Below are 22,857 nucleotides of genomic sequence, written 5' to 3' on the forward strand. Positions count from 1 at the left end.
AAGATTGCTTAATCCTGCTGGGCAGGAATCCGCCCTAACGCACTAATGGAAGACGAAGTTTCGCGCAACATGAACCAGCATCGACCAAGGGCTGGCATGGCGGAAAGATTGCGAATAATGCAAAAAGCTGAGCCGAGCGGCAACGAGGATGCCATGATCACAATTTCGCGCAGTTTAAGGGCCGGTGTGTTTGGCGTCGGATTTGCTGTCCCGATCCTCGGGGTGCTCGCCGGTTGCGCCGCACCTGCGCCAAGGGTCCTATCCACTGAGCCTGAGGCCGCCGTCGCCGGCAGGATCGATGCGACGATCATCGCCATTCGGCCTGTGCCCCCGGCCGCCCCGCAAGGCGGCGGCGCCGTGCTGGCGGCCATGGGAACGCAGAATGGTGGGGGGGCGAGCGAGACGGAAATCATCGTCCGTACCGATCAAGGGAATGTGCTCTCCGTCGTTCAGACCGATGTCACGGGCCTTGCGGCGGGCGCGCGGGTCGTCGTGCTCACCAGCCCGCGTCTGCGGATAGCCCGGCCGGGCTATGCTACGCCGGTGAGCTGAGCGGCGCGCGATATCCGGGCCGCCGCCCAAGGGTCGCGCGGCTCGCATGTGAGAGCGCGGTTGCAGCGGCCGGTCGGATCGGCTATCGGCCCCGACATATGAACGCCATTTCGGATCCTCAGACTTTGATCCCAGCGGAAGCCGACCAGGGCTTTGCCGTGGACCTTCGCCACGGCCTCGGGCTTCGTGCGCGCAATACCATGGCTTTTCAGGACGTGGTGCGCGGGATCGGCCTTTGGCGCCTCGCGCTGATGCTGAGCTGGCTCGATATTCGCCTGCGCTATCGCGGTTCGGTTCTGGGCCCGTTCTGGTTGACGCTGTCCACGGCGGTGATGGTGGGCGCGCTCGGCTTCGTCTACGCCTATCTGTTCAAGACGCCGATCCACACTTATCTGCCGTTCCTGGCACTGTCGCTGACGCTATGGAGTTTTCTGTCCTCCATGGTGAGTGACGGCTCGGTCGTCTTCACCCAGGCCGAGGGCATGATCCGCTCCATGCGGGTGCCGTTTTCCCTTTATATCTATCAGCTGCTGGCGCGAAACGTGCTGATTTTCGCCCATAATGTCATCGTCATCGTGGTCGTGTTCATCGCCTTCGATTCACCTGTCAGCTGGTCCGATTTCGCGGCGATCCCGGCGCTGGTCTTGTGGTTGATCGACGGTGCGGCGGTCGCGCTGATGCTGGGCGCGGTCTGTGCCCGCTTCCGCGATATTCCGCCCATCGTCAGCAGCGTCATGCAGATTGCCTTCTATGTCTCGGGCATCATGTTCAAGCCGGACATGCTGGGCCATCGCAGCATCTATCTGCTCTACGATCCCTTCTATTCCATCGTGGAAGTCCTGCGCGCACCACTGCTGGGCCACCTGCCGTCGCAGATGACCTATGTCAGCGCCTTGGGCTTTTCCGCGGTGCTTTGCCTGCTCGGCTGGTTTGTATTCCTGCGCGTGCGGCACCGCATCGCTTTCTGGGTGTGACGACATGGCAGCGCGCATCGAGGTCGAAGACCTCCGGATCGATTTTCCCCTCTATCACGGCCAATCCCGCAGTCTGAAGCGCAGCATCCTGGCGCATGCCACGGGCAAGCGACGCCTGCAGGAAAATGAGAAGCATCGCCTGGTGGTGGAGGCATTGCGCGCCATCAGCTTCACGCTGCAACCGGGCGAGCGGCTCGCTTTGGTCGGCCATAACGGTGCTGGCAAGACGACGCTGCTGCGGGCCCTGGCCGGCGTCTACGAGCCTGTCGCGGGTAGCGTGCGAATCCAGGGTTCGCTGAACGCGCTGCTGGATCCTAATCAGGGGATGAACCCTGAATTGACGGGGCGGGAGAATGTGGCGCTCAGGGGCCGCTATCATCGCATGAATCGCGAGGCCGTGGAGGCTTTGCAGGAAGACGTGCGCAGCTTCGCCGAACTCGGCGACTTCTTCGACCTGCCGACCCGCATCTATAGTTCCGGCATGATCATCCGCCTGGCTTTCGCCATGGCGACGGCCATTCGCCCGCAGGTGCTGCTGATGGACGAATGGTTCCTGGCCGGCGACGCTGCCTTCCGCGAGAAGGCGCGCGAGCGTTTGGAGACCATGGTGCGCGGCGCCGATATCCTGGTCCTGTCCACCCATCTGAACGATATCGTGCGCTCCTGGTGCACGCGCGTGATCTGGCTGGAAGACGGTCGGGTGCGCATGGATGGGGCGGTCGATGAGGTCATGGAGGTCTTTGCCGGCAAGATCGATACGCCGGCTCTGTTCCCCGAAGCCGTCGCCAGCTAACCGCCTGAGAGCGAAGCCCGCGGCAAGGTCCGACGGCTTCTCTGCGCGTCAAGCCCTTGCCCCTTGAGAAAATTCCGCTAAGCACAGCCCATGCGTCATTTCCTGGATTTCGAGAAGCCCCTCGCCGAACTCGAGAATAAGATCGAGGAGCTGCGGCGGATGCCCGGCCCCGAAGGTCTCAGCATCGCCGATGAGGTTACCCGCCTGTCGGAAAAGGCCGACCGCCAGCTGCGCACGCTTTATGCGAAGCTGACGCCTTGGCAGAAAACCCTGGTCGCGCGGCATCCGGACAGGCCCCGCGCGCTGTCCTATATCGACCAGCTGATCACGGAATACACGCCGCTCGGCGGTGACCGCGCCTTCGCGGAGGACGCGGCGATCGTGGGTGGCCTCGGCCGCTTCTACGGCCATGCCGTCATGGTGCTGGGCACCGAGAAGGGCACGGATACGGAAAGCCGTATCAAGCATAATTTCGGCAGCGCCCGCCCGGAAGGCTATCGCAAGGTCAAGCGCCTGATCGAAATGGCCGGACATTTCCGCCTGCCGATCCTGAGCTTCATCGACACCTCCGGCGCCTATCCTGGCGTCGATGCCGAAGCGCGGGGCCAGGCCGAAGCCATTGCGCGGGCGATCGAGGCAGGGCTGGCCGCGCCGGTGCCCTTTATCGCGACGGTGATCGGCGAGGGCGGATCGGGTGGTGCCATCGCGCTCGGGGCTGCGGACCGCGTGCTGATGCTGGAACATTCGATCTATTCCGTCATTTCCCCAGAAGGCTGCGCATCGATCCTGTGGCGTGACGCCGCCGCCGCCCCTATGGCGGCCGAGGCCCTGAAGCTGACGGCGGACGACCTGCGCCGGTTCGACCTGATCGACGGGGTTATCCCCGAGCCCCTGGGCGGCGCGCATCGCGCCCCTGCGGAGACGATGACGGCGGTGGGTGAGGCGATCAACGCGGCGCTTTCGCCCTTGTTGAGCCAGACGCCCGAGGCGCTGAAGGCACGCCGGCGCGAGAAATTCCTCGCCATGGGCCGCGAGGGCCTGGCCTAAGCTTGCCAATTCATGAGTGAGGCGGCGGCGTCATGAGCCGCTGACGGCTTTGGGGCGAAGGAGCGTGCGAATGCCGATTGCCGCCGTCACCTGCGTGCGCGACGAGGGCGATATCATCGAGGAATGGCTGGCCCATCACCTCGCCCTCGGCTTCGATCGTATCCATATTTTCGACAATGGCAGCGAAGACGCGACGCGCGCCAAGATCAACGCCGTCGCGGCCCGAAATCCGGATGTGACCGTGCAGTCCTGGCAACCCGCCTCAGGCGAGCCGCAGAAGGCTGCGTTCGAGGCGGGGCTTGCGCGGATGCGCGCCGAGGATGTCGATTGGTGCGCCTTTCTCGACGCCGACGAATTCATCGTCAATGCGGCGGCCGATCCGCAATCGCCAGCGGGCCGGGAAAGCCTGGCCGATTTTCTGGCGCGCCATGAGGCCCATGCCGCGATCGGTCTGAATTGGGCGATTTTCGGCAGTTCAGGACAAGAGCAGCGACCGTCCGGCCTGATGCAGGAAGCGTTTTTGCGCCGGGCCGAGGACGGTTTCACGGTCAACCGGCACATCAAATCCATCGTGCGGCCGCGTTTCGCCAAGGGCGTGCATCATGTGCACGGCTTCGCGCTGGATCATCCCTATTACAATGCCGAAGGGGAAGAGATCGTCTGGCGCACATCGGAACATGGCGGCGCGGTGCAGCCCTTCGCCTATACCGAGAATTTCCCGAGCCTGACCGGTTGGCGCATCAACCATTATTTCTGCCGCTGGCGTGGCCGGTGGGACGAGAAGGTGCGTCTCTCCCGGCTGCGGGACGTGTTCTGGCGCTCGGAACAGGATTGGCAACACCACGACCGCAACGAGGTTTATGACGCGACGGCGCTTCGCTGGGTACCTCAGGTGCGCGCTCAGATGGTGGAACTCGGCATCATCAAGCCGCTTTCTGACCCGGCACCGACGCCGATCGCAGTCCCGACCACAGTCGCTGCTCCGACGCCAGCGCCAGCCCAGGCCGCAGTCGTGGCACCGGCACCGACGTCAGTCGTATCGCCGGCACCTGCCAGCCCTCCGGCCCGGATTCACGCGTCGCGGGATACCAGGATCTAGAGCGTTTCCTGCTCGCTTACGCTCACAGACGCCGCTCTAGATTATTGTTTTTGCGAGCATCTTCACCCGGACAGATGATTCCATCTGACCGGGATCTGCTCTAGGGGCTGTCGGGTTTTGATCGGAAGCCTCCCCAGAAAAATCTGTCGCCCGCGGCCTTGTGCCGCGGGTCTACCCGTTCAGGCGCCCAGACGCCGATGTGGCGCCGCGACGGGTAGGTGCGCGGCACAAGGCCGCGGATGACGAGTCTTCTACACAAACCTGACAGACCCAAGACCCCTTAGCATTCGGTCGGCGCGGGTTCAGCCTGTCTTCCCGGCATCTGCCGCCGGCAGCGAGTGATGCCGCAACACACGGTCAAGATAGTCGCGCATGACCTGCGGTCGGCCGGCCCGAGCGACACCCCAGAAATGCACGAGCCCGGTCAGCGGGCCGATGGGGATTTGCGGGCCCTCGAAACCCCAGCGCACATATTTGGAAACCTCGTGCGTTTCGAAATGGGCGATTTTGTAGGAGACGTAGTTGGCGGCCTCCTGGTCGACCCATTGCAAAGCGCTGCGCCCGCGCTGGCCGAGGATATTGCAGATCACGCGACGAATGAGCTTCAGATGGTGCAACTGGCTGGGGATATTGGGAATGCCGATGGTCCCGCAATTGAAGCCGCTCGCGAAGCGCGGCAATTCATGATCAAGCTGCAGCAGTGTGGCCCCCACTGAGGGCGCATGCTCCAATCCGGAAAAGACTTCGATCGGCGCCGTCAGTTTGTCCGATACGGCCATCGCGATCAGCATGGCCTGAATATCGGCATTATAGATGATGTCCGGATCCATATAGATGACCGGCTGATAATGATGGGCGTCGTCATCTTCAAGAATGCAATATTTACCGGCAACAAACCCGACCCAGTCATTGGGGCGGAGAGGTTTGACGGTAAACCGGTCGCGCGGCACCCAGGGCATCTCGGCGCGGATGCTGGCCAAGTCCCGGTCCGAATAGACCCAGACCTGACCTTTATAATGCCCGACGGCGCCGAGAGAGACCAGGCTCAGGGACAGTTGTTGAAAGACGTTATCCTCGCCGAAGGCGAGATAATAGATCATCGGCTTGAAGAGCAGGATCTCGTTGACCTTCCATCCTTCCGACAGGACCGTAAAGCGGAAGGGCGCATGCTTTTGATCGAAGGGGAGATTGTAATTAAGCGGGATGGCAAGATGTCCGATATGGAGATTGAACTTTTCCCCGAATGTGATTGTTTCCGGATTGATCAGCGATCTCGTCGATTTGACGATCCATTGCTCTGCCAGCAGGCGCTGTAGAAAATCAAGGTCCTCGTCCGAGCAGGGCAGGAAATGCTCCCAGTCCTTGACCTCGGTCCGATTGATTTCGACGGTCCCGCCGGGCGGCGCGCTGGCGAAGGATCCGTTCCGGGCGATGGCGACGGTGCGGCTTGCCGGATAGGGATAAATCTCGCATGGACCGAGGAATTTTACGTCCGCCTCCGTCGGGAGGCTCGCCTTCTGTTCGATGAAATCAACGAAAGGCTGGCGGAAGGTATCGGGGTCAAGGTCAACGGAGACCAGTTCCTCCCGATCGCGGATCTGACCGACAGAAAGATGCGTTATGCCTGTGCGATCGGCCGTGCGAGCCATCAGAGCGCCATGGTATGAGATAAGATAGAACCGCATTGGACGTCTCCGGTCTCGTTCGCAGGTGGTATCTAGAGCGTTTCCTGTTCGCTACGCTCACAGGTGCCGCTCTAGATTATTGTTTTTGCGAGCATCTTCACCCGGCCAGATGATTTTATCTGGCCGGGATCTGCTCTAGCCGTCGAGCAGATCCAACACCCGGCTCAGGCTCACGTCCAAAACGCCGTCCCAGTTCCCGCCGTCGGAACCGGCAATGACCGGGCAACGAATTTCACGATAGGCCTGACCTTTCATCGAGGCGAGGCTCCAATAAAAAAGGTCCGGCATCAAGGACGGCAGAAAGGCCGTGACCTTCGTGCCAGCTTCGGAAAAGCCGATATTGGTGAGACCGGCCCCCGCCACCCCCGCAATCTCCCTGGCCGAAGCGAAGGCGGTGACCTGATCATGCAAGCGCATGGTCGCGGGATCCACAATACGCCAGCCGCGTTTCGTCAATTCGGCGCAGAGTTCAGCCTCGCAAACGAGCTTTCGTTGCGTCCGCTCGCGGGTAACCCAGATCTTCCCGCTGCCGGCGGTCTCGAAATTGCGTTTGATCGCGTCGAAACTCTCGACGGCGATGGGACTGTAACGATTGCCATGGTCCGTGAAATTATCGACGAATAGCAGCCTCTCGTAACGCTCCGGGCCGGCGCGGCGCATCTTGACCTGGCTATGGGGTACGCCCAGCAGGTTGAGGGAATCGAACATCACGGCGGTCATCCGCGCCGGGCCTATCGGCATCCGCAGGGAATATTGTTTTGACGTCAGTTCGGTGATGAAGGCCTGAACGATCGGCAGCATCTCGACCATCCAATGACCGTAATTGCCGACGCCGGCCTTTTCGCACAGCAGCGTCTTGCCGCTATGGGACGGGATTTGGCCTTTCATATGCCAGTCCACAACCCCGTAGTTGAAACTGTCGATTTCGGCCGTCGTGGTTTGACGGATGCTTTGTCTGATCAAATTCAAATCGCGATCGAAGACGAGGCCGGGCCCGTCGACGACGGCGTCATGCACAAGATAGACGTCGGATATATGTTCCGGGATCACGGAACCGGAGAGTTGCCTTTGAAATTCCTGCCAATAGGGCGCAGCCTGGTCCTGTCCGACCGCGTGTAAATCGGACATGCGATAGGAGGCCGACCGCAGGGTGCCGATTTTCGTCCCCGAATGCGCGATATCGACGACATTGACCATGAATGCGGGATGCCTCTTTGCCTCGCAAGCTTACGACGAAGCGAGAGAAGCAGCCCATATCCTGGCTGTAAAGGCAGCCGGTCCCCGCCGCCTGCCGCTACCCCGCCGCGTCAGGCCTTGCCGTAGCGGATCGCGACGGTTTCGGCATCCGGCGTCGGCACGCGGCGGGCGACGAGGCTGGCATCCGCACCGGGCTGCTGGCCAAGCCAGCCCTCGTACAGCCCTTCCAGCACGCCAGCGAGCCAAGTGCCCGGCGGCTCCCCCCGGCCGCCGATACGCGGCAGTCCCCGATGGATCAGCACCAGACAGGCCTCCGCCGCCGAGAAGGTGATGCGCACGCCCCCCCAGCCGAAATCCTCCAGCAACTCATTCATTTCAAGGGCGAGAGCGGCCGTCGAACCCTGGTGGGACAAGGGATGCTGCAGCGCCATCTGCCGACCGACGCCATGCAGCAGGGCATCCCGTCCGGCAGCGCCGGCGACCATGTCCAACTCCTCGGCCATGGCCCGCAGGAAGGGACGCCAATCGGGCGCGGGGCGACCAGCGTCGCCGCGTCCCCGGCCCGATCGCTGTCCATTCGCGTCGCCGGCCGCTTTGTCCGTTTCCAGCATATCGGGCATGGTGATGGTACGTCCCGTGAATGTGCGTCTTGATCGTTGATCGGTCATCCTAGGCCGGTTGCCGAAGCAGCCGGCCAGGATCAGGCGAGCCGGCTATTCCGAATCGGTAAACGTGTAGCGGGCGAAGGCCATCAGGTCGGCTTCGTTCCAGTTGCCGGACTTCTGATAGGCGGCAGAGCCACCGACCATCAGCATCGGCGTCAGATGATATTCGAAACTGCCGTGGACGCCGCCGGCGATGCCGGTCTGGCTCTGACTGTCATAGGTGCTGTTGACCTGGGCATTGCTGGCCGCCAGAACATTCGCCTGTTGCTGAATCTCGGGGTCGGTCGGGTAGTAGTCGCCGGCGTCGGCGTTGAAGCTCTGAATGCCGACAGACGCGCCGAGCTTATAGGTCATCTGGCCGCGGGTCGCGGTCCATTCCACCGGGATCATAGCGGCGACATAGGTCTGCGGGCTGAAATAGCCGCCATAGCCCAAGGTGAAGTGGTCCTCGTTTTTCGAGTAGCCGAAGTAGATCAGGTCAAGCCCGACACGCACTTCATCGCTCGGCGTCTTATACGCCGGGTAGCTGCCGCCGGCACCAAGCTCAAGCTCGCTATTGCTTTCCACATTCTGGCCGTTCAGCCAGTCATAGCCGCCGCCGGCATAGAAATTGGCGACGCCCGGATTGAACTCCAACTGGCCATGCACGCGGGTGCGGGTGACGCCGCCCCAGGTCGTGCCCGTTCCAGGGTCGCTCGCGCCGGCATAGGATAGCAGGCTGTCCGCGACGGCCCGGCGCTCGCCGGTGATGCGGAAGGTGAGCTGATTGGTGATCTGCGGTGCGACCTCGATGCCGCCGATGATATTGGTCAGCGCGAAACCGAGCGGAGTGGTGCCGATATCGGCAGCCAGCCAGCCGTTCTTATAGCCGAGATCGAGGCCGAGGCCGGTCGCGGTCTGATTGCCGGGCTTGGTCGTATTCCCATTGTAGAGCGTGCTGCCGAACTGATCCTGGTCGTAAATGGCAGAGCCGACCGTTCCGGCATCAAGATAGGTGGGCGTCGCCGTCAGCGTGATGCGGCCGACACCGCCGGGCGAGAAGCTCGCTTCGAGCGGGACGCCGAAGGTCCCCAACTGACTGGTGCCGGCGCTGCCCGAGCGCAGCTGCAAGGTCGTGCTGGCGCCGATATAGGGCGCGATATCCGTCTTGATGGTCTCGATACGGGTATCGAGATCGGCGATCATCGGATCGTTGCCGGCGGTATTGGCGCTCGGCACCAGGCTCGACTGGGCGCTGGCGAGGGTGCTGCCCGCGACCAGGCCGCTGCCGGCAAGGACGCCGACCGGGACTGCGGCATCGGAGCCCATGTCGTTGTCCGGCGCATTGCGGAACGGATTGGCGGAGACGGTGCCGAGCGCTGTCGCGGCATTGCCGTTCGACGCCACCATGAAGCTGGGATTGGCGCCGCCGGGGACGCTCGCATAGCCCAGCTGCTGCTCGCGCAGCGCGCGCGCCTGCCGCAGGTCATGCAGCGCGTCGCCCTGCAACCCACGCGCCTGGGCGATATCGGCGGCCAGGATCCAGTTCTGCGGATCGTTGGGGTTCTGCGACATATTGTCGGTGACCAGGCGAGAGGCGAGGCCGTAATCGCCCGTCTGAATGGCGGCGGCGACGGCGCCCCGCCGCGCATCCGCGTTGTTCGGGTCGATCGCCAGGATGCGCTGGTTGATGGCCAGCGCCTTCGCCGGTTGATCCGCGGTCTGATACAACCGCCCGAGCGCGCTGTTCAGCGCGGGGTCGTTCGGGTTACGGGACAGTGCCGGCGCCAGCTGGTCATAGGCGTCGGCCGTGCGCCCGGCGGTATTGAGATTGTCCGAGCTGCGGATGGCGATGCCGTTGCGCAGCCCGTCCAGGCTCTGCTGCTGGTCCGGTGTCAGCTGATCGGGCGAAATCGCCGCCAGCATGGTAGCGGCCGCTCCCGGATTGCCGGCGGCGAGCAGCCCTTGTGCCCAGTTCATCCGGGCCGCCGCGCCCGCGGTGGGATTGGTGGCGGCAGCCGTATTGATGGCGACGATCGCGTCATTGGGGTCGGAGAGGCTGACGAAAGCTTTGGCAATGGCAAGGCCGCGCGCGCCGGTCGGGTCCGGCCGGGCAGCCAGAAGCAGCAATTGCTGCCGCGCGCTCATGGGATCTGACGGCGCTATTGCGACGGCCGCTGCAATCTGGCCCTGCACCTGGGCCTGATCCAAAGTCGCCTGCATGTCGGGCGTGCGCCGGCGGCGCGGTACCAGCTGCACCAGTCTGGCGGCCTCGGCCGGGTTGTTCTGCTCATTGGCGAAGATGATGCCGGCCTGCACCGCCTGGTCGGACGGACGCGGGACATCGGTCACGGCTGACATCACGGTCTGCGCCTCGCCGGCCTGACCGTTGGCGGCGAGCGCGCGGGCCAGATTGAGACGCATCCAGGGATCGGACGGGGCGGCGTCCACCGCCGAGCGGTAGAGCGCGATCTTGCCGGCGGCGTCCGGCATATTGGCGGCCTGCTGGGCCAGAAGTTGCGCGCGCGCCTGCTGGGATAGGTTACCGCCGTTCTGCTCGATCTGGGCGAGCAGCGCATTCGCGTCCGACTGATTGCCCTCGCGGGACAGCACGCCGGCCAGCGCCATCTTGATGCCGTCGTTATTCGGCTGCTGCGCGAGAAGGCGGCGATATTGCGCTTCCGCCGCGGCCAGATCGCCACGACGGCTGGCAGATTGTGCGCTCGCGAAGGCCCCGCTGGTCTGCGCGCCGGCCAAAGCCTGCCGCAGCCCCGGCGCCTGTTTCGGGTCAAGCGCGATGGCGCGGTTGATCATGGTCGTCGCGTCGGCGGTGCGACCTTGTTTCAGCAATACCAGGCCCAGCCCGGCCGTCGCACCGGCATCCTTCGGATCGGTCGTGAGCGCCGATTGGAAAAGCTGCTGCGCCTGAGCGAGATCGCCGCGGTGATAGGCGTCATAGCCTTCGCGGGATGCCTGGGCGCCTGGCGCTTCAGCCGGCGGTTTCAGCGCATTGGCGAGCAGGGTCTGCGTCGAACTGTCGTTCGGATAGCGCGTCTGATAGGCCTTGATGGCATCGGCCGAACTGGGATCTTCCGGCAACCAGCCCAGCGCCTGATGCCAGCTGGTCTGTGCCTGGGTGCTGATCGACGGGATGGCGGTCAGGGACTGCAGGCGATCGATGCCCTGCATGCGCGTATCCTGGCGGTAGGTCAGCGCCTGGGCATAGGCGAGCTGGGCGCGCAGGTCGTTCGGATTGCGCCTGGCGGCATCGGCCAGACCCTGCAGTGAATTCGTGTAGCCGTTCTGGGTCGCGCCGAGCGTCTGGTAATATTCGACGGCCAGCGAATCCGGCGGTGCGCCGGCACCGAAAACGGATTGATAGGCGGTCACGGCTTGCTGCGCATTGCCCTGTTGCGCCAGCTGGCGGGCGTTGTTCAGCGCATCGGGGCTGATGGCGCCGACGCGCACCGCCTGCTGCACTTTGTACACTTCAGGCGCGTTCGGATGGGCCTGCTGAAGCAGTTGCAGCGTCTGCTGAGCCTGGGTCGCGTTGCCGCTGCTGGCCTGGACCTCGGCGATAATGGCGAGTGCCTGCGCATTATTGGGCGCAAGCTGCAGGGCGCGTTGCGCGGCGGCCATGGCGCGAGTCGGGTTATTCTGGTCGCGCCAATAGCTGGCCTGACGCAGCAGCACGTCGAGCGCGGCATTGCCGCTGGGCGCCGGAGCGGCCTGTTGCGCGGCGGCCTCGGCCGCCTGTTGTGCGCCTTGCTGAACCGCTGCCTGCTGCGCCGCCTCCGGTTGCAATGCCGTCGGCTGGCCGATGACCGGCGGCTGCGGGGCCGCCGGCTGAGTTTGGGCCGGTTGTTGCTGCGCCAACGCCGCTGCCGGCAGCATGGCGGCGAGCGCGATCAGCGAAACCCCGGTCTGGCGAGGGAGGCGGATCATTGCTGGTCCCCCATCGCCTTAAGGCGTTTGGCGGCACGGCGGCGCAATGTCGCATGCAAAGCCAGGGTCAGCAGCACGCAGCCGATGATCATGACGATAACGATCATGAGCGGCTGATTGCGCAGCAGATAGCTGGGCCAAATCCAGAACGGGATCCAGCCGACGGTATAAGTGGACTGCAGACGATAGGACGTCACCTGATTGCCCGAGAGGATGCTGAAATCGCCCTGGATCAGCGGGTTCAGCGTGGGGTCGGTGAAGCCGTTCATGATCGTGTCCAGCGCCTGTGGCGTGCCAGCCAGAAGGGCGACGACCGTGCGCTGCTTGGCCCAGGGCGAACGGCCGCTGACCACGATCGCCGTATCCTGATTGGTGGCGGAGGCGAGGGTCGCGGCGGCACGTTGCTGATCGGCGCGATGGCCGCCACCGACGAGTTGATAGATCGTGCCAAGCGGTGTGTCGTTGAGCTTCAGCGTCATCTGCCCGCTGTCGAGCGAGACCGGCATGTTCTGCATGATATCGGTCAGGCTGCCGAGATGGGCGATGGTGCCGACCACGACGAGATCGTCGTCATGCAGCGAAGCTTCTTCTTCCGGTCGCGCCACGGTGACGCGCAGCACCGGATAGCCCGTCCAATAGCCGAACCGGCCCATCAGGCGGAGATAGGCACTGACCTCGCCGGTGGAGGGGGTGTCGGGCAGGACGACGGCGGTATTCGAGAGATCCGCCATGCGGGTGAAGGGGAAGCCGGCGCTGACGAAGAAGGCGAGGTTCGGCATTTCCGCGAAGTGGTAAGCGCGGCCGAGGCTGATCGTGGAATTGGGGTCGATGCCGAGCGTCGGGTCAGACGGCGCCGCGACGCAGGCACCGCGGTTCAGCGGTCGCGTATCGAAGAAGAACTGCAGCGCGTTGGCACCGAACACGTCATAGGGCGGGATATAGGTCGTGTGGAAAGGACCGGTCGCGCCGATGACGGGCAACCAGTCGCGCCACCAGGCGCCGGTCTCGGCCTTGGCCAGCGGGATCGACTGCAGATACAGGCCGTTGACGCCGATATCGAGGCGAGAGACGGCCAGATTTTCGATCGGCGCGGGCGGCGCGCGGAAGGCGACGTTGAGCGGGAAGCCGCGATCGCGCCAGGTATAAAGGTCGGGCGGCACCCGGAAACTGACCTGCACCAGGGTATCGTAACCGGTGCCGTTCAGGTTGTGCATATCGGTGATCTGACCGAGGCGCACGGGCTTGTTCGTCGGAATCCAGGCCGGCGCGTCATAGGGAATGCGCGCGGGGACGTCCGGCGGCGTCACCTGCACGGCGACGCCGCCCATGGTGCGATAGCCGAGCGCCAGCGAGGTCGCGGCCTGCACGGCCTCCGTGCCATCGCGCCCGGCGATCACCAGCAGCGTGCCGAGCGGATCGCTGGGGTTCGGGATCAGCGAGACGCTGGGCCCGGTGATCGTCGGCAGGCCCGGCAGGCTGGAATTATTGCCGACCACGACCATGACGGCATTGCCGCTGGGCGGGGTGGTGGACACCGGGAAGCTGGCGCTCCGGAAATCCGCCAATTGCCCGAACCAGGAGGCGACGATGCCGGCTGCCTTCAGCGTATCGTCATCGGCCTGGGCCGGCAGGACGAAGGGCAGCATGAGCATTCTATTGTCGTGCTGGTCGAAGAAGGGCAGCGGCAGTTGAGCCAGGTCACGCTGCGGCGGCAGATGCTGCACGGTCAGCGTGATCGTCGAATTATTGTAGATCGTGCCCCAGATGAGACCGCTCAAAAGATCGTTGCACTGCGTCGTATAAGCGCCGGTCAGGCGGAAGTTCAGTGAATTGGCGCCCTGGAAGAAGACCGGATTGACCGGCATCGAGAGCGTGAAATTGCTCTGATGCTGTACGACCGGGATCGTGCCGACATATTGATCGTTCAGGGTCACGGTGATGTTGCTGAGATTAGCCAGCAAGGCCGGTGACATCGCACCCGATAGATTAAGCGTGGCATTGATCACGACCTCGTCGCTGCGCACGCCGAATTGCACGCCCTGCAGCGAGCTGGTGCCGCGCAGCGCCAGCTGACCATTCGCCCCGAGCTGCTTGAGCGAGAAGGTTTCCGTCTCAACGCCGGCGATCGGTGGGGCCGCTGCGTTACTCGCGGCCGGCGCCTGGGGGATGACGCCCGTGGCAGACGGCTGAGTTGGCGCTGTTGTGGCCGCGGGATTGGGCACGACGATATTGGGCAGCGGAACGCCTGCATTGCCGGCAGCCGAGGTCGTCGGCAGCGGACGGATGATGGTCGACTGCGCCTGCGCGGCGAAAGGCGTCAATGCCAGAAGCAGCAGGATGGCGCCGGCGATCGTGGCACTTTTGGCGGTTGAACTGCCTTGTTCCATGCCCATATTTGAACGGGCGAGGCCGCTGCGGATCGTGGCCTCGATCTGAGCCTTTTCCTGGGGCGTGGCGCGAACCGGGTCCGGACGGCGGAACAGGCCGCCGATCGACTGAAGAACGTGCCAGAGGCTGACCAGCGGCTGGTCCTTCGGGAAATCGGTCCAATCGACCCAAGCATCGGCACGGCCGAAAACGCTTTGAATAATGGCCGCTTCGTCAGCCAAGGTCTTCGGCTCAAAATTCAATAGCATTTCTTTTTCGTTCCAGCGGAGATAGCGGGACGGGATAAGGGCGGACCCGCTGGGTAGCGGAATTTCCAGAAGCACTTCCTGATCTTCCGGCATTTCTTCGGGGCGCGTGACGAGCGTACGCGCACCACTTTGCGACAGGTTCTGCACCGTTCCTGTGAAGACGCGTCCGTCACCCAGATGCACGATCGCCGGCAGATCGACGCGCACGCGCGCCCGCGCCCGCAGCTGCTGGCGTTCGCGCCCGACGGCCAGGGCCGCGAGCAGGATCAAAAGGCTGATCGTGGCCCAGATGGTGTTGAGCAGAAGCGCCTGAAATTCCAGCGTCGTCGTCTGCCAGAAGATCATGCTGTAGACGCCGCGCAGGATGCCCAGGAACACGACGACCGCGCAGATGATATTCGGATAGACGGCGCGCAGATCGAAGAAGCCCTGGTTCAGCGTGCCGCCTTTTTCCGTCACGTTGAACTTGCCGCGGCGCGGGCTGAGCATGGTGACGATGGTGACGCGCACCAGGAACAGCGCCAGCACCGTCTCGTAGATCTCGCTCCAGAACGAATGGCGCCAGTTGCGCTGGTGGCGCGATGCCGTCGCCACCGAATGGAAAATATGCGGTATCGCGTAAGCCGCGATCGCGAAGGGGGAGGCCGCAATCATGTTCTGGAACAGAAGCAGATAGGCCAGCGGCGAGATCAGGAAGATCAGACGCGGGATGCCGAAGAAGAAATGCACCATCGCGTTCATGTAGCAAAGCCGCTGGCCGAGCTGCAGGCCGGGCCCCATCAGCGGATTGTCCAGGCGGAAGATCTGCATCATGCCGCGCGCCCAGCGGATACGCTGGCCGATATGCAGGATGAGGCGCTCGGTCGCCAGACCGGCGGCCAGCGGGATCTTCAGGTAGCCCGAATTCCAGCCGCGGCGATGCAGCTTCAGCATGGTATGCGCGTCTTCCGTCACCGTCTCGGTCGCAAAACCGCCGATCGATGCCAGCGCCTCGCGACGGATGACCGCGCAGGACCCACAAAAGAAGGTCGCGTCCCAATAGTCGTTGCCGTCCTGCAGCAGGCCGTAGAACAGATTGCCTTCGGGCGGCACGCGCTGACCTGCGGCCAGATTCCGCTGGAACGGGTCAGGCGAGTAGAAATGATGCGGCGTCTGCACCATCGCCAGATTCTTTTCCTTCACCAGCCAGCCGACCGTCAGCTGCAGGAAGGCGCGCACGGGAATGTGGTCGCAGTCGAAGATGGTGATGAATTCACCCTTCGTGACCGTCATTGCGTGGTTGAGGTTGCCGGCCTTGGCGTGATGGTTGTTAGGACGGATAAGGTAGCCGACGCCCGCTTCCGCGGCGAAGCGGCGAAACTCCTCGCGCTTGCCGTCATCCAAAATGTAGACGCGGAACTTATCGGCCGGATAGTCGAGCGCGGCGCAGGCCAGCACGGTTGCGCGCACCACGTCCATCGACTCGTTATAGGTCGGAATATAGACGTCGACCGTCGGCCATTCGTCGGGTTCAGGCGGCAGCGGCACAGGCTTGCGGCTCAGCGGCCAGGCCGTCTGGATATAGCCGAGCACCAGCACCACAACGGCATAGAATTCGGCCATGACCAGCAGCGAGCCCAGCAGCAGCTGCAGCGTCGTCTGAAAGGTCAGCGTCTCGGTCGCGCGCCAATAGATGTAGCGGGCCGACATGGCGAGCGAGAGGATCGACAGGAACAGCGTCACGCGCCGGTCGCTGAAGCGATTGGCGATCAGGAACAGAACGGCGGTCGACAGGCCGACGGCCGCCTGTTGCCCGACGGTCAGCGGAACCGTGGCGATGGAGGCCAGCATGGCGACCCCCACCACAAGGCAAATGATACCGCTGATCCTATTGTTGAAAAGATCGGACATCCGCGTTCTTTCGCCGGCTGCTTGTGCGCTCATCAGGATTGGGTCGCGGTTGGGGCGTCCGCAGACGGGGCTGCGCCATCCTCGGCCACGGCGTGGGGCTGGGGACCGGCCGACATCATCGCGACGATTCTCTGGGCGATGGCCGTGATGTCCTGAGCGGCCTTGCTGCCTGGCGCATAGCCGTTGACGGAGGATTGGCGGGCGAGGGCTTCCGGCACATGCTCGTCACGATAGACGCGGCCGAGCAGACGTGTGCCCAGATGCCGCTCGGCCGCTTCGGCCGCCGCTCGTGACAGACGGCTGCGCATGTCGATCTGGTTGACGATGAAACCCGTGCGCTCGATCGGGAAAGGCGTGCCGGCGGCGCTGCGATACATGCCGCGACCGTCGATCTTGGGCAGCTGCACGATGGAGGCGGCGTCCGACAGCAGAACGACGACCATGAAATCCGCGAGCGTCGCGACGACCGAGGAGGCGACGCCGGGGCCGGGTGGCGTATCGACGATGATGACGACCTCGGGGTCCGCCAGGATGTCGCGCAGCGGCGCCAGCAGCAAAGCCGGCTGCTCGATCAGATCGGCATTGATCGCGAAGCTCTGCTGGAAGGTCGTGTGACCGTGGGCCAGCAAGGCGATGCCGGAGGGCGTCATTTGCAGATGCATCTGCCAGGCCCGCCGGGGGTCGGGCGCGGTCTTCAGCGAGGTGATGAATCCCGCCCGCTCGTAAGGATCGGCACCGAAATGCATGCCGAGCGCGTTTTGCGTATCGAGGTCGAGCGCCACCACGCGGTAGCCCGCGCGGGCGAATTCATGGGCGGTATTGGCGGCAAGGGTCGTCTTGCCGACACCACCCTTGGGAGAGGCGAAAACAATCAACGGCATGAGAGCGGACCGTAGGTAAGAGACGAGGATCCTGGGGCGGAAGCAAGCTTAGGCGGCATCAGACACCACCCCGCGCGCGCTGAAGAGCGGCGAAGACCTCGGCGAGATTGACGGGGTCAGCGGTGGGGGCTGGCTGTGGCGGGGGCGGATAAGGCGCGGGCGGCCCACCATAGGGTGCGGCGCCGGCCGGCGGGTAGGGGTAGGCCGGCGGCGGATAGCCGGGCGGATAGGCTTGCGGCGGATAACCCGGCGGATAGCCGGGGGCATAGCCGGGCGGTGCGTAAGGCGCCGGCTGGGGCGGATAGGGCGGCGGATAGCCCGCGCCGGGCTGCGGATAAGGATAGCCTGGCGGCGGGTAACCGGGCGGATAGGCTTGCGGCGGATAGCCGGGCTGAGGATAGCCCGGTTGCGGCGGATAGGCTTGTTGCGGATGGCCCGGGGCGTAACCCGGTTGCGGCGCGGCTTGCGCAGGCATCGGCGGCGGTGGCGCGGGATAATAGGCGGGTTGAGGTGCTGCCGGCTGAGGTGCTGCCGGCTGAGGCGCCGCATAGGCGGGTGCCGCAGGGTGCGGTGCCGGCGCTTGCGGCGCGGCATAGACGGGAGCGGGTGGCGTCGGCGCCGGCTGGGGTGCCGCCGGCTGCGGCGACAGACGCTGGATGAGGTCGGCATGACTACGCAAAGCCGGCAGCGGTGCGCTGGGCTGGGGTTGCGACACAGGGGCCGCCGGCGCCGCGACAGATGCGGCGACCGGGGTCGCGACAAACGCGCTTTCCGCCGCCGCCCAATGCGGCTGAGCCGGGGATGCCGCGTCCGGCAGGCTGGCAGCCTTCCCATGCGCCTGCTCCGCCAGAGCCTGATCGAAGGGTGACAGCGGCGCTTCGGGTTCGGGCGGCAAGGGCAGATCGTCGCCGACGCGCTTGACCGACGCGACGGAGACATCAGCGACGGCTGGCACGGCGCGTGACAGCAGCGGGAAAACTTCCCGCACATGACCGCCCACACCCGGAGCGGGGTTTTCGGTCTTGAGCTGCGGCTCGGCTTTCGTCGGGCGCAACGCGGCGGTTTCGAAAGCGCGCGATGCGCTCTCATCCCCGGTCACGGCACGTTCCTGGCTGGCGCGGTAGCGGATAGGCGCCGCACCGAAAGCCGCCATTACCTTGTCAACATCAGCTTGAGACCTAGTCATTGCCCGAAGCACCCTTGATGTTAGCCAATGCCATGACCCTCAGCCCAAGCGATACGAGATAGCAGGGTGAGCGCCGACGAGTAGTAATCCGTGCATTGCTGTACTTGTGGGAGCGCGGGAAGCCCCAATTGGGGCGAAGTGGCGCTCGTAATTTGTCGCACAGCCACAAGACCGCCGGCAGCCGCATAGGTTGATACGGCATTGGTCTTGAGATCGGCCCAGGCCGGCTGATAACTGGCAGCCGTCGACCAGAAATTCTCGAAGGACGTCGCGACGGCGGCTGGCAGATTCTGCGACCAGACCAGGTTCAGCGGGACGCGAATCGCGTCGTAGGAACAACGCGGCGGCCATCCCGTCGCGACCACAGGATCGCCGCCATGCAAGGGCAAAGCGAGCCAGTCCGGGGGCAATTGCCATTGCCCGAAGCGCGCGGCTTCGATCAGTGCCAGCGCATCAAGGCCAAGCACCTGCCAGAGCGGCGAGGGGTCGATTACCGAAAGCTCGCGGAAGGCGACGAAGTTACTGTAAGACAAGTTCGAGATCAGCTGCGTTTTCCGGACAAATCCGTTCACGCCGGGCAACAGCACCAGGCGGCTGCCGGCATTCATGATCAGCTTCTCGCGGATGGCCTGTGCGATAGCGCGCGCTTGGCTTGCATCCTCAGGACGACCCCACAAAGTCGCAGCACGGCTCAAGGCCATCGCGATGACAAGGTCACCGTCTGTGGCATTATTGTCGTCAGGCGTGGGATTTTTCTGTTTGGGCAGATAGCGCCAGATATGCAGCGCGTCAGTTTGCCGTGTCAGATTTGTTGCAGTCCAGCCTTTGATGAGGTCGAAGCTCGCCTGGTCGCCGAAGACCACGGCAAAAAGCATTCCGTAGCTTTGCCCTTCGGAATGCGAGATGTCGTTATTGCCGGTGTCGATGACACGTCCATCGGCGGAAACGAATCGGTTTTTGAAAGACACCCAGTCGGGATCGTCAATTGCGAAGCTGACACGCGCTGCCTCTGCCTGATTGCCAAGCGACATGGCAAAGGCGGTGGCAGCTGCACCGCAGCCCAGAATGTGACGGCGTGACAAAGACATCAGTCACCAAAACGCTAAAATCAACGGCTGCGGGACGCCTGGCCAGAGGGCTAGAACAAGCTGAACAGAATTGCCGCACGCGACGGTTTTTCGCGTGAAGATCCGTTTCAGCTTTGCCATCCTCTTCCTCAATCCCCGGCCATACTGCCTAGGAAGTATGGCCATTATAATGGCTTATCGCAAAGCTTATATGCGTCTTGTTCGTTCACACTCATTCTGCCTAGGGCTTATCAGAATGAGCGTACTATCTTCGGGTTTTAAGAATAAAACTTAAGTCCTAATAATTAAGACTTAAGTTTTGACGCCTCCAAGTCGATGACGAAGCGATATTTCACTTCGCTTTTCAGCATCCGTGCATAGGCCGCCTCGATTGTGTCGATGGTGATAAGCTCGATATCCGCCGTCAGCCCATGTTCGGCACAGAAGTCCAGCATCTCCTGGGTTTCCGGAATACCGCCGATGAGCGAGCCGGCGAAGTTGCGGCGGCGCCAGATGACGCTGAAGGCAGAGACGGACAGCGGATTTTCCGGAGCGCCGACCTGGGTCAGAGTACCGTCGCGTTTCAGCATGTTCAGATAAGGGTCGATCGCATGGTCGGCCGCAACCGTATCGAGGATGAAGTCGAAGCTGTCGGTGTGCCGGCCCATCTGCTCGGCATCCTTGGAGATGATCACTTCATCGGCGCCGAGCCGTCGGGCATCCTCGGTTTTGCCGGCGGATGTCGTGAACAGAACCGTATAGGCGCCCATCGCATGCGCGATCTTGAGGCCCATATGGCCGAGACCGCCGAGGCCCACGATTCCGACCTTTTTGCCGGGACCGGCTTTCCAATGCCTGAGCGGCGAATAGGTCGTGATGCCGGCACAAAGCAGCGGCGCTGCGGCGGCCAGGACCATTCCGGCCGGAATGGTCAGAACAAAGTGCTGATCAACGACGATGCGATCCGAATAACCCCCGAAAGTGGGGCCGCCGATCACTGGCTCGACGCCGTTATAGGTGCCGGTGAAACCGACCTCGCAATAGTTCTCCAAACCCTCGCGGCAGGCCGAACAGGTCCGGCAGGCGCCGACCATGCAACCGACGCCGGCCGTTTCGCCGACCGTGAAGCGCGTGACATTGCTGCCGACGCTTTCGATATGACCGACGATCTCGTGGCCTGGTATGCAGGGATAGACAGTATTGCGCCATTCATTACGGACCTGATGCAGGTCGGAATGGCAGACGCCGCAATAGGCGATCTTGATCACGACGTCGTCGGGGCCAGGGTCGCGGCGGTTGAAGGAGATCGGTGCAACCGGCGCAGAAGCGGCGGTCGCGCCATAGCCGACACATTCCAGCATGGGAAATCCTCGGGGGTCGGATGGGTCAGAAATGAAGAAAGGAGCGCTGCCCCTTTTGGACAGCGCTCCTTCGACATTTAGTCAATCATGCTTAAGCCTATGCCGAAAGGGGTGAGCCGTACACGCTTTCGGGAGGAGGTCTCAGCAGTTCATATGGCCGGCAGCGACGCAGTCCTGATTCTGCATGAAATGGCTGATCGCCGGAAAGGCGAGCCAGCCACCCAGGATGATGGCGGCAACAAGAACCAATACGATCAGGGCCAGGATATTGCCGTTATCGCCCATGCTGGCTTGCCTTGTTGCTGAGCCGGTTTAGAAGGTAAGGGACGTCGCCTGAACCACGAGCGGCAGTGCCCGGACGACGTCCAGCACCGCTTCCGGCATCGGCTCGTCCAGTGAGACGAGGCAGATCGCGTCGCCGCCTGCCGCAGCCCGGCCCAGGTGGAAGGTCGCGATATTGATGCCGGCATCCGACAGCGTGGCACCGAAACGGCCGATGAAGCCCGGCTTGTCCTGGTTCGTCACATACAGCATGTGACGCCCGAAATCAGCTTCCACCGGAATGCCCTTGATCTCGACCAGGCGCGGACGGGACCCGGCAAACAAGGTGCCGGCGACCGAGCGCGTATTGGTCTTGGTCGCGATGGTGAGGCGGATCAGCGTCTGATACTCGCTGACCCGGTCATGAACGGTCTCGGCCACTTCAATCCCGCGCTCGCGCGCCAGGACCGGGGCATTGACCATATTGGCGCCCGTGATCATCGGCGCCATCAGCCCGGCCAGGGCGGCGGCGGTCAGCGGCTTGTGGTTGAGCTGAGAAACCGCGCCCTCATACTCGATGGTCACATGGGTGATGACACCGTCGCGGGCCTGCGTCAGCTGTCCGGCAAATTCCCCCAGGCGGCGGGCGAGTTCCATATAGGGCCGCACGCGCGGTGCATCCTCGGCCGAGATCGCCGGCACGTTGATGGCGTTCGCGACCGCACCCGTCAGCAGATAGTCGCTCATCTGCTCGGCCACTTGCAGCGCCACATTCTCCTGCGCTTCGGCGGTGGCCGCACCCAGATGCGGCGTGCAGACCACGTTCTCCAGCGCGAAGAGCGGGTTTTCCGTCGCGGGCTCGACCTCGAACACGTCGAGCGCGGCGCCGGCGACCTTGCCGGACTGCAGGCCTTCCAGCAGAGCGGCCTCATCCACCAGCCCACCGCGGGCGCAGTTGATGATGCGCACACCCGGCTTCATGGTCGCGATGGCCGCGGCATTGATGATGTTGCGCGTGCCTTCCACCAGCGGCGTATGCAGCGTGATGAAATCGGCGCGGGCGAACAGTTCCGGCAGCTCCGCTTTCTCGACGCCAAGCTCCACGGCTCGCTTCTCGGACAGGAAGGGGTCATAGGCCAGGACCTTCATCTTCAGCCCGACGGCACGGTCGGCCACGATGGAGCCGATATTGCCGCAGCCGATGATGCCCAGCGTCTTGGCGGTCAGCTCAACACCCATGAAGCGGTTCTTCTCCCACTTGCCGGCGCGGGTCGAGGCGCTGGCCTCGGGCAACTGGCGGGCGAGGGCGAACATCATCGCAATCGCATGTTCGGCGGTCGTAATGGCATTGCCGAAGGGCGTGTTCATGACGACGACGCCGTGGCTGGTCGCGGCCTTGATGTCGACATTGTCGACACCGATGCCGGCGCGGCCGACAACCTTCAGGTTCGGTGCCGCTTCCAGCAGTTCCTTCGTGACCTTGGTCGCGGAGCGGATGGCGAGACCGTCATAGTCGCCGATGATGGCGCGCAACTCGGCCGGGGACAGGCCTGTCTTCACATCCGTCTCGATCCCGCGCGAGCGGAAAATCTCGATGGCGGCGGCGGAAAGCTTATCGGAAATCAGAACTTTGGGCATC

The 22,857-nt window shown here is 63.6% G+C and carries 16 protein-coding genes; 5 read left to right on the forward strand and 11 right to left on the reverse strand.

Features of this window, described 5'->3' with window-relative positions:
* Nucleotides 1-153: 153 nt before the first annotated feature.
* The 5 genes from ACELLULO517_RS24705 (at nucleotide 154) to ACELLULO517_RS24725 (ending at nucleotide 4,465) form a co-directional block, all read left to right on the forward strand.
* The gene (locus ACELLULO517_RS24705) at nucleotides 154-552 is read left to right on the forward strand and encodes a hypothetical protein (RefSeq protein WP_227310112.1); all 399 of its coding nucleotides are present in this window, start codon (nucleotides 154-156) and stop codon (nucleotides 550-552) included.
* A gap of 98 nt (nucleotides 553-650) precedes the next feature.
* Nucleotides 651-1,526 (forward strand): ABC transporter permease, encoded by an 876-nt coding sequence (locus ACELLULO517_RS24710; RefSeq protein ID WP_227310113.1) that lies wholly within the window; start codon nucleotides 651-653, stop codon nucleotides 1,524-1,526.
* Nucleotides 1,527-1,530: 4 nt separating this feature from the next.
* A complete protein-coding gene (locus ACELLULO517_RS24715; RefSeq protein WP_227310114.1) occupies nucleotides 1,531-2,319 on the forward strand; it encodes an ABC transporter ATP-binding protein in 789 nt (262 codons plus the stop codon).
* A gap of 90 nt (nucleotides 2,320-2,409) precedes the next feature.
* Nucleotides 2,410-3,366: an acetyl-CoA carboxylase carboxyltransferase subunit alpha gene (locus ACELLULO517_RS24720; protein ID WP_227310115.1), complete on the forward strand. Its 957-nt coding sequence runs from the start codon at nucleotides 2,410-2,412 to the stop codon at nucleotides 3,364-3,366.
* Nucleotides 3,367-3,436: 70 nt separating this feature from the next.
* Nucleotides 3,437-4,465, forward strand: coding sequence for a glycosyltransferase family 2 protein (locus ACELLULO517_RS24725; RefSeq protein ID WP_227310116.1), 1,029 nt, complete (start codon nucleotides 3,437-3,439; stop codon nucleotides 4,463-4,465).
* A gap of 302 nt (nucleotides 4,466-4,767) precedes the next feature.
* Here the strand turns inward: ACELLULO517_RS24725 and ACELLULO517_RS24730 are convergent, their stop codons facing one another.
* The 11 genes from ACELLULO517_RS24730 to serA all read right to left on the reverse strand — a co-directional run bounded on the left by ACELLULO517_RS24730 (nucleotide 4,768) and on the right by serA (nucleotide 22,856).
* Entirely contained in the window at nucleotides 4,768-6,150 is a 1,383-nt protein-coding gene (locus ACELLULO517_RS24730) for a hypothetical protein (RefSeq protein ID WP_227310117.1), read from the reverse strand.
* Between the two features lie 135 nt (nucleotides 6,151-6,285).
* Entirely contained in the window at nucleotides 6,286-7,347 is a 1,062-nt protein-coding gene (locus ACELLULO517_RS24735; RefSeq protein WP_227310118.1) for a glycosyltransferase family 61 protein, read from the reverse strand.
* A 110-nt stretch (nucleotides 7,348-7,457) separates the two neighbouring features.
* The gene (gene bcsD, locus ACELLULO517_RS24740) at nucleotides 7,458-8,015 is read right to left on the reverse strand and encodes a cellulose biosynthesis protein BcsD (protein ID WP_227310119.1); all 558 of its coding nucleotides are present in this window, start codon (nucleotides 8,013-8,015) and stop codon (nucleotides 7,458-7,460) included.
* Between the two features lie 45 nt (nucleotides 8,016-8,060).
* Complete coding sequence (locus tag ACELLULO517_RS24745) at nucleotides 8,061-11,936, reverse strand: cellulose biosynthesis protein BcsC (RefSeq protein WP_227310120.1); 3,876 nt, start codon at nucleotides 11,934-11,936, stop codon at nucleotides 8,061-8,063.
* Nucleotides 11,933-16,462 (reverse strand): UDP-forming cellulose synthase catalytic subunit, encoded by a 4,530-nt coding sequence (bcsA, locus tag ACELLULO517_RS24750; protein WP_227310121.1) that lies wholly within the window; start codon nucleotides 16,460-16,462, stop codon nucleotides 11,933-11,935. The genes ACELLULO517_RS24745 and bcsA overlap by 4 nt, the downstream gene beginning before the upstream one ends.
* A gap of 32 nt (nucleotides 16,463-16,494) precedes the next feature.
* Entirely contained in the window at nucleotides 16,495-17,343 is an 849-nt protein-coding gene (locus tag ACELLULO517_RS24755) for a cellulose synthase operon protein YhjQ/BcsQ (protein ID WP_227310122.1), read from the reverse strand.
* Nucleotides 17,344-17,401: 58 nt separating this feature from the next.
* Nucleotides 17,402-18,496: a hypothetical protein gene (locus tag ACELLULO517_RS24760; protein WP_227310123.1), complete on the reverse strand. Its 1,095-nt coding sequence runs from the start codon at nucleotides 18,494-18,496 to the stop codon at nucleotides 17,402-17,404.
* Between the two features lie 53 nt (nucleotides 18,497-18,549).
* Entirely contained in the window at nucleotides 18,550-19,617 is a 1,068-nt protein-coding gene (locus ACELLULO517_RS24765) for a glycosyl hydrolase family 8 (RefSeq protein WP_227310124.1), read from the reverse strand.
* Nucleotides 19,618-19,901: 284 nt separating this feature from the next.
* Complete coding sequence (locus ACELLULO517_RS24770) at nucleotides 19,902-20,957, reverse strand: NAD(P)-dependent alcohol dehydrogenase (protein ID WP_227310125.1); 1,056 nt, start codon at nucleotides 20,955-20,957, stop codon at nucleotides 19,902-19,904.
* 141 nt (nucleotides 20,958-21,098) lie between these two features.
* Nucleotides 21,099-21,242: a hypothetical protein gene (locus ACELLULO517_RS24775; RefSeq protein ID WP_227310126.1), complete on the reverse strand. Its 144-nt coding sequence runs from the start codon at nucleotides 21,240-21,242 to the stop codon at nucleotides 21,099-21,101.
* Nucleotides 21,243-21,269: 27 nt separating this feature from the next.
* Nucleotides 21,270-22,856: a phosphoglycerate dehydrogenase gene (serA, locus tag ACELLULO517_RS24780; RefSeq protein WP_227310127.1), complete on the reverse strand. Its 1,587-nt coding sequence runs from the start codon at nucleotides 22,854-22,856 to the stop codon at nucleotides 21,270-21,272.
* Nucleotide 22,857 lies beyond the last annotated feature (1 nt).

It is taken from the genome of Acidisoma cellulosilyticum (assembly GCF_020621385.1).
GTDB classification, from domain to species: domain Bacteria; phylum Pseudomonadota; class Alphaproteobacteria; order Acetobacterales; family Acetobacteraceae; genus Acidisoma; species Acidisoma cellulosilyticum.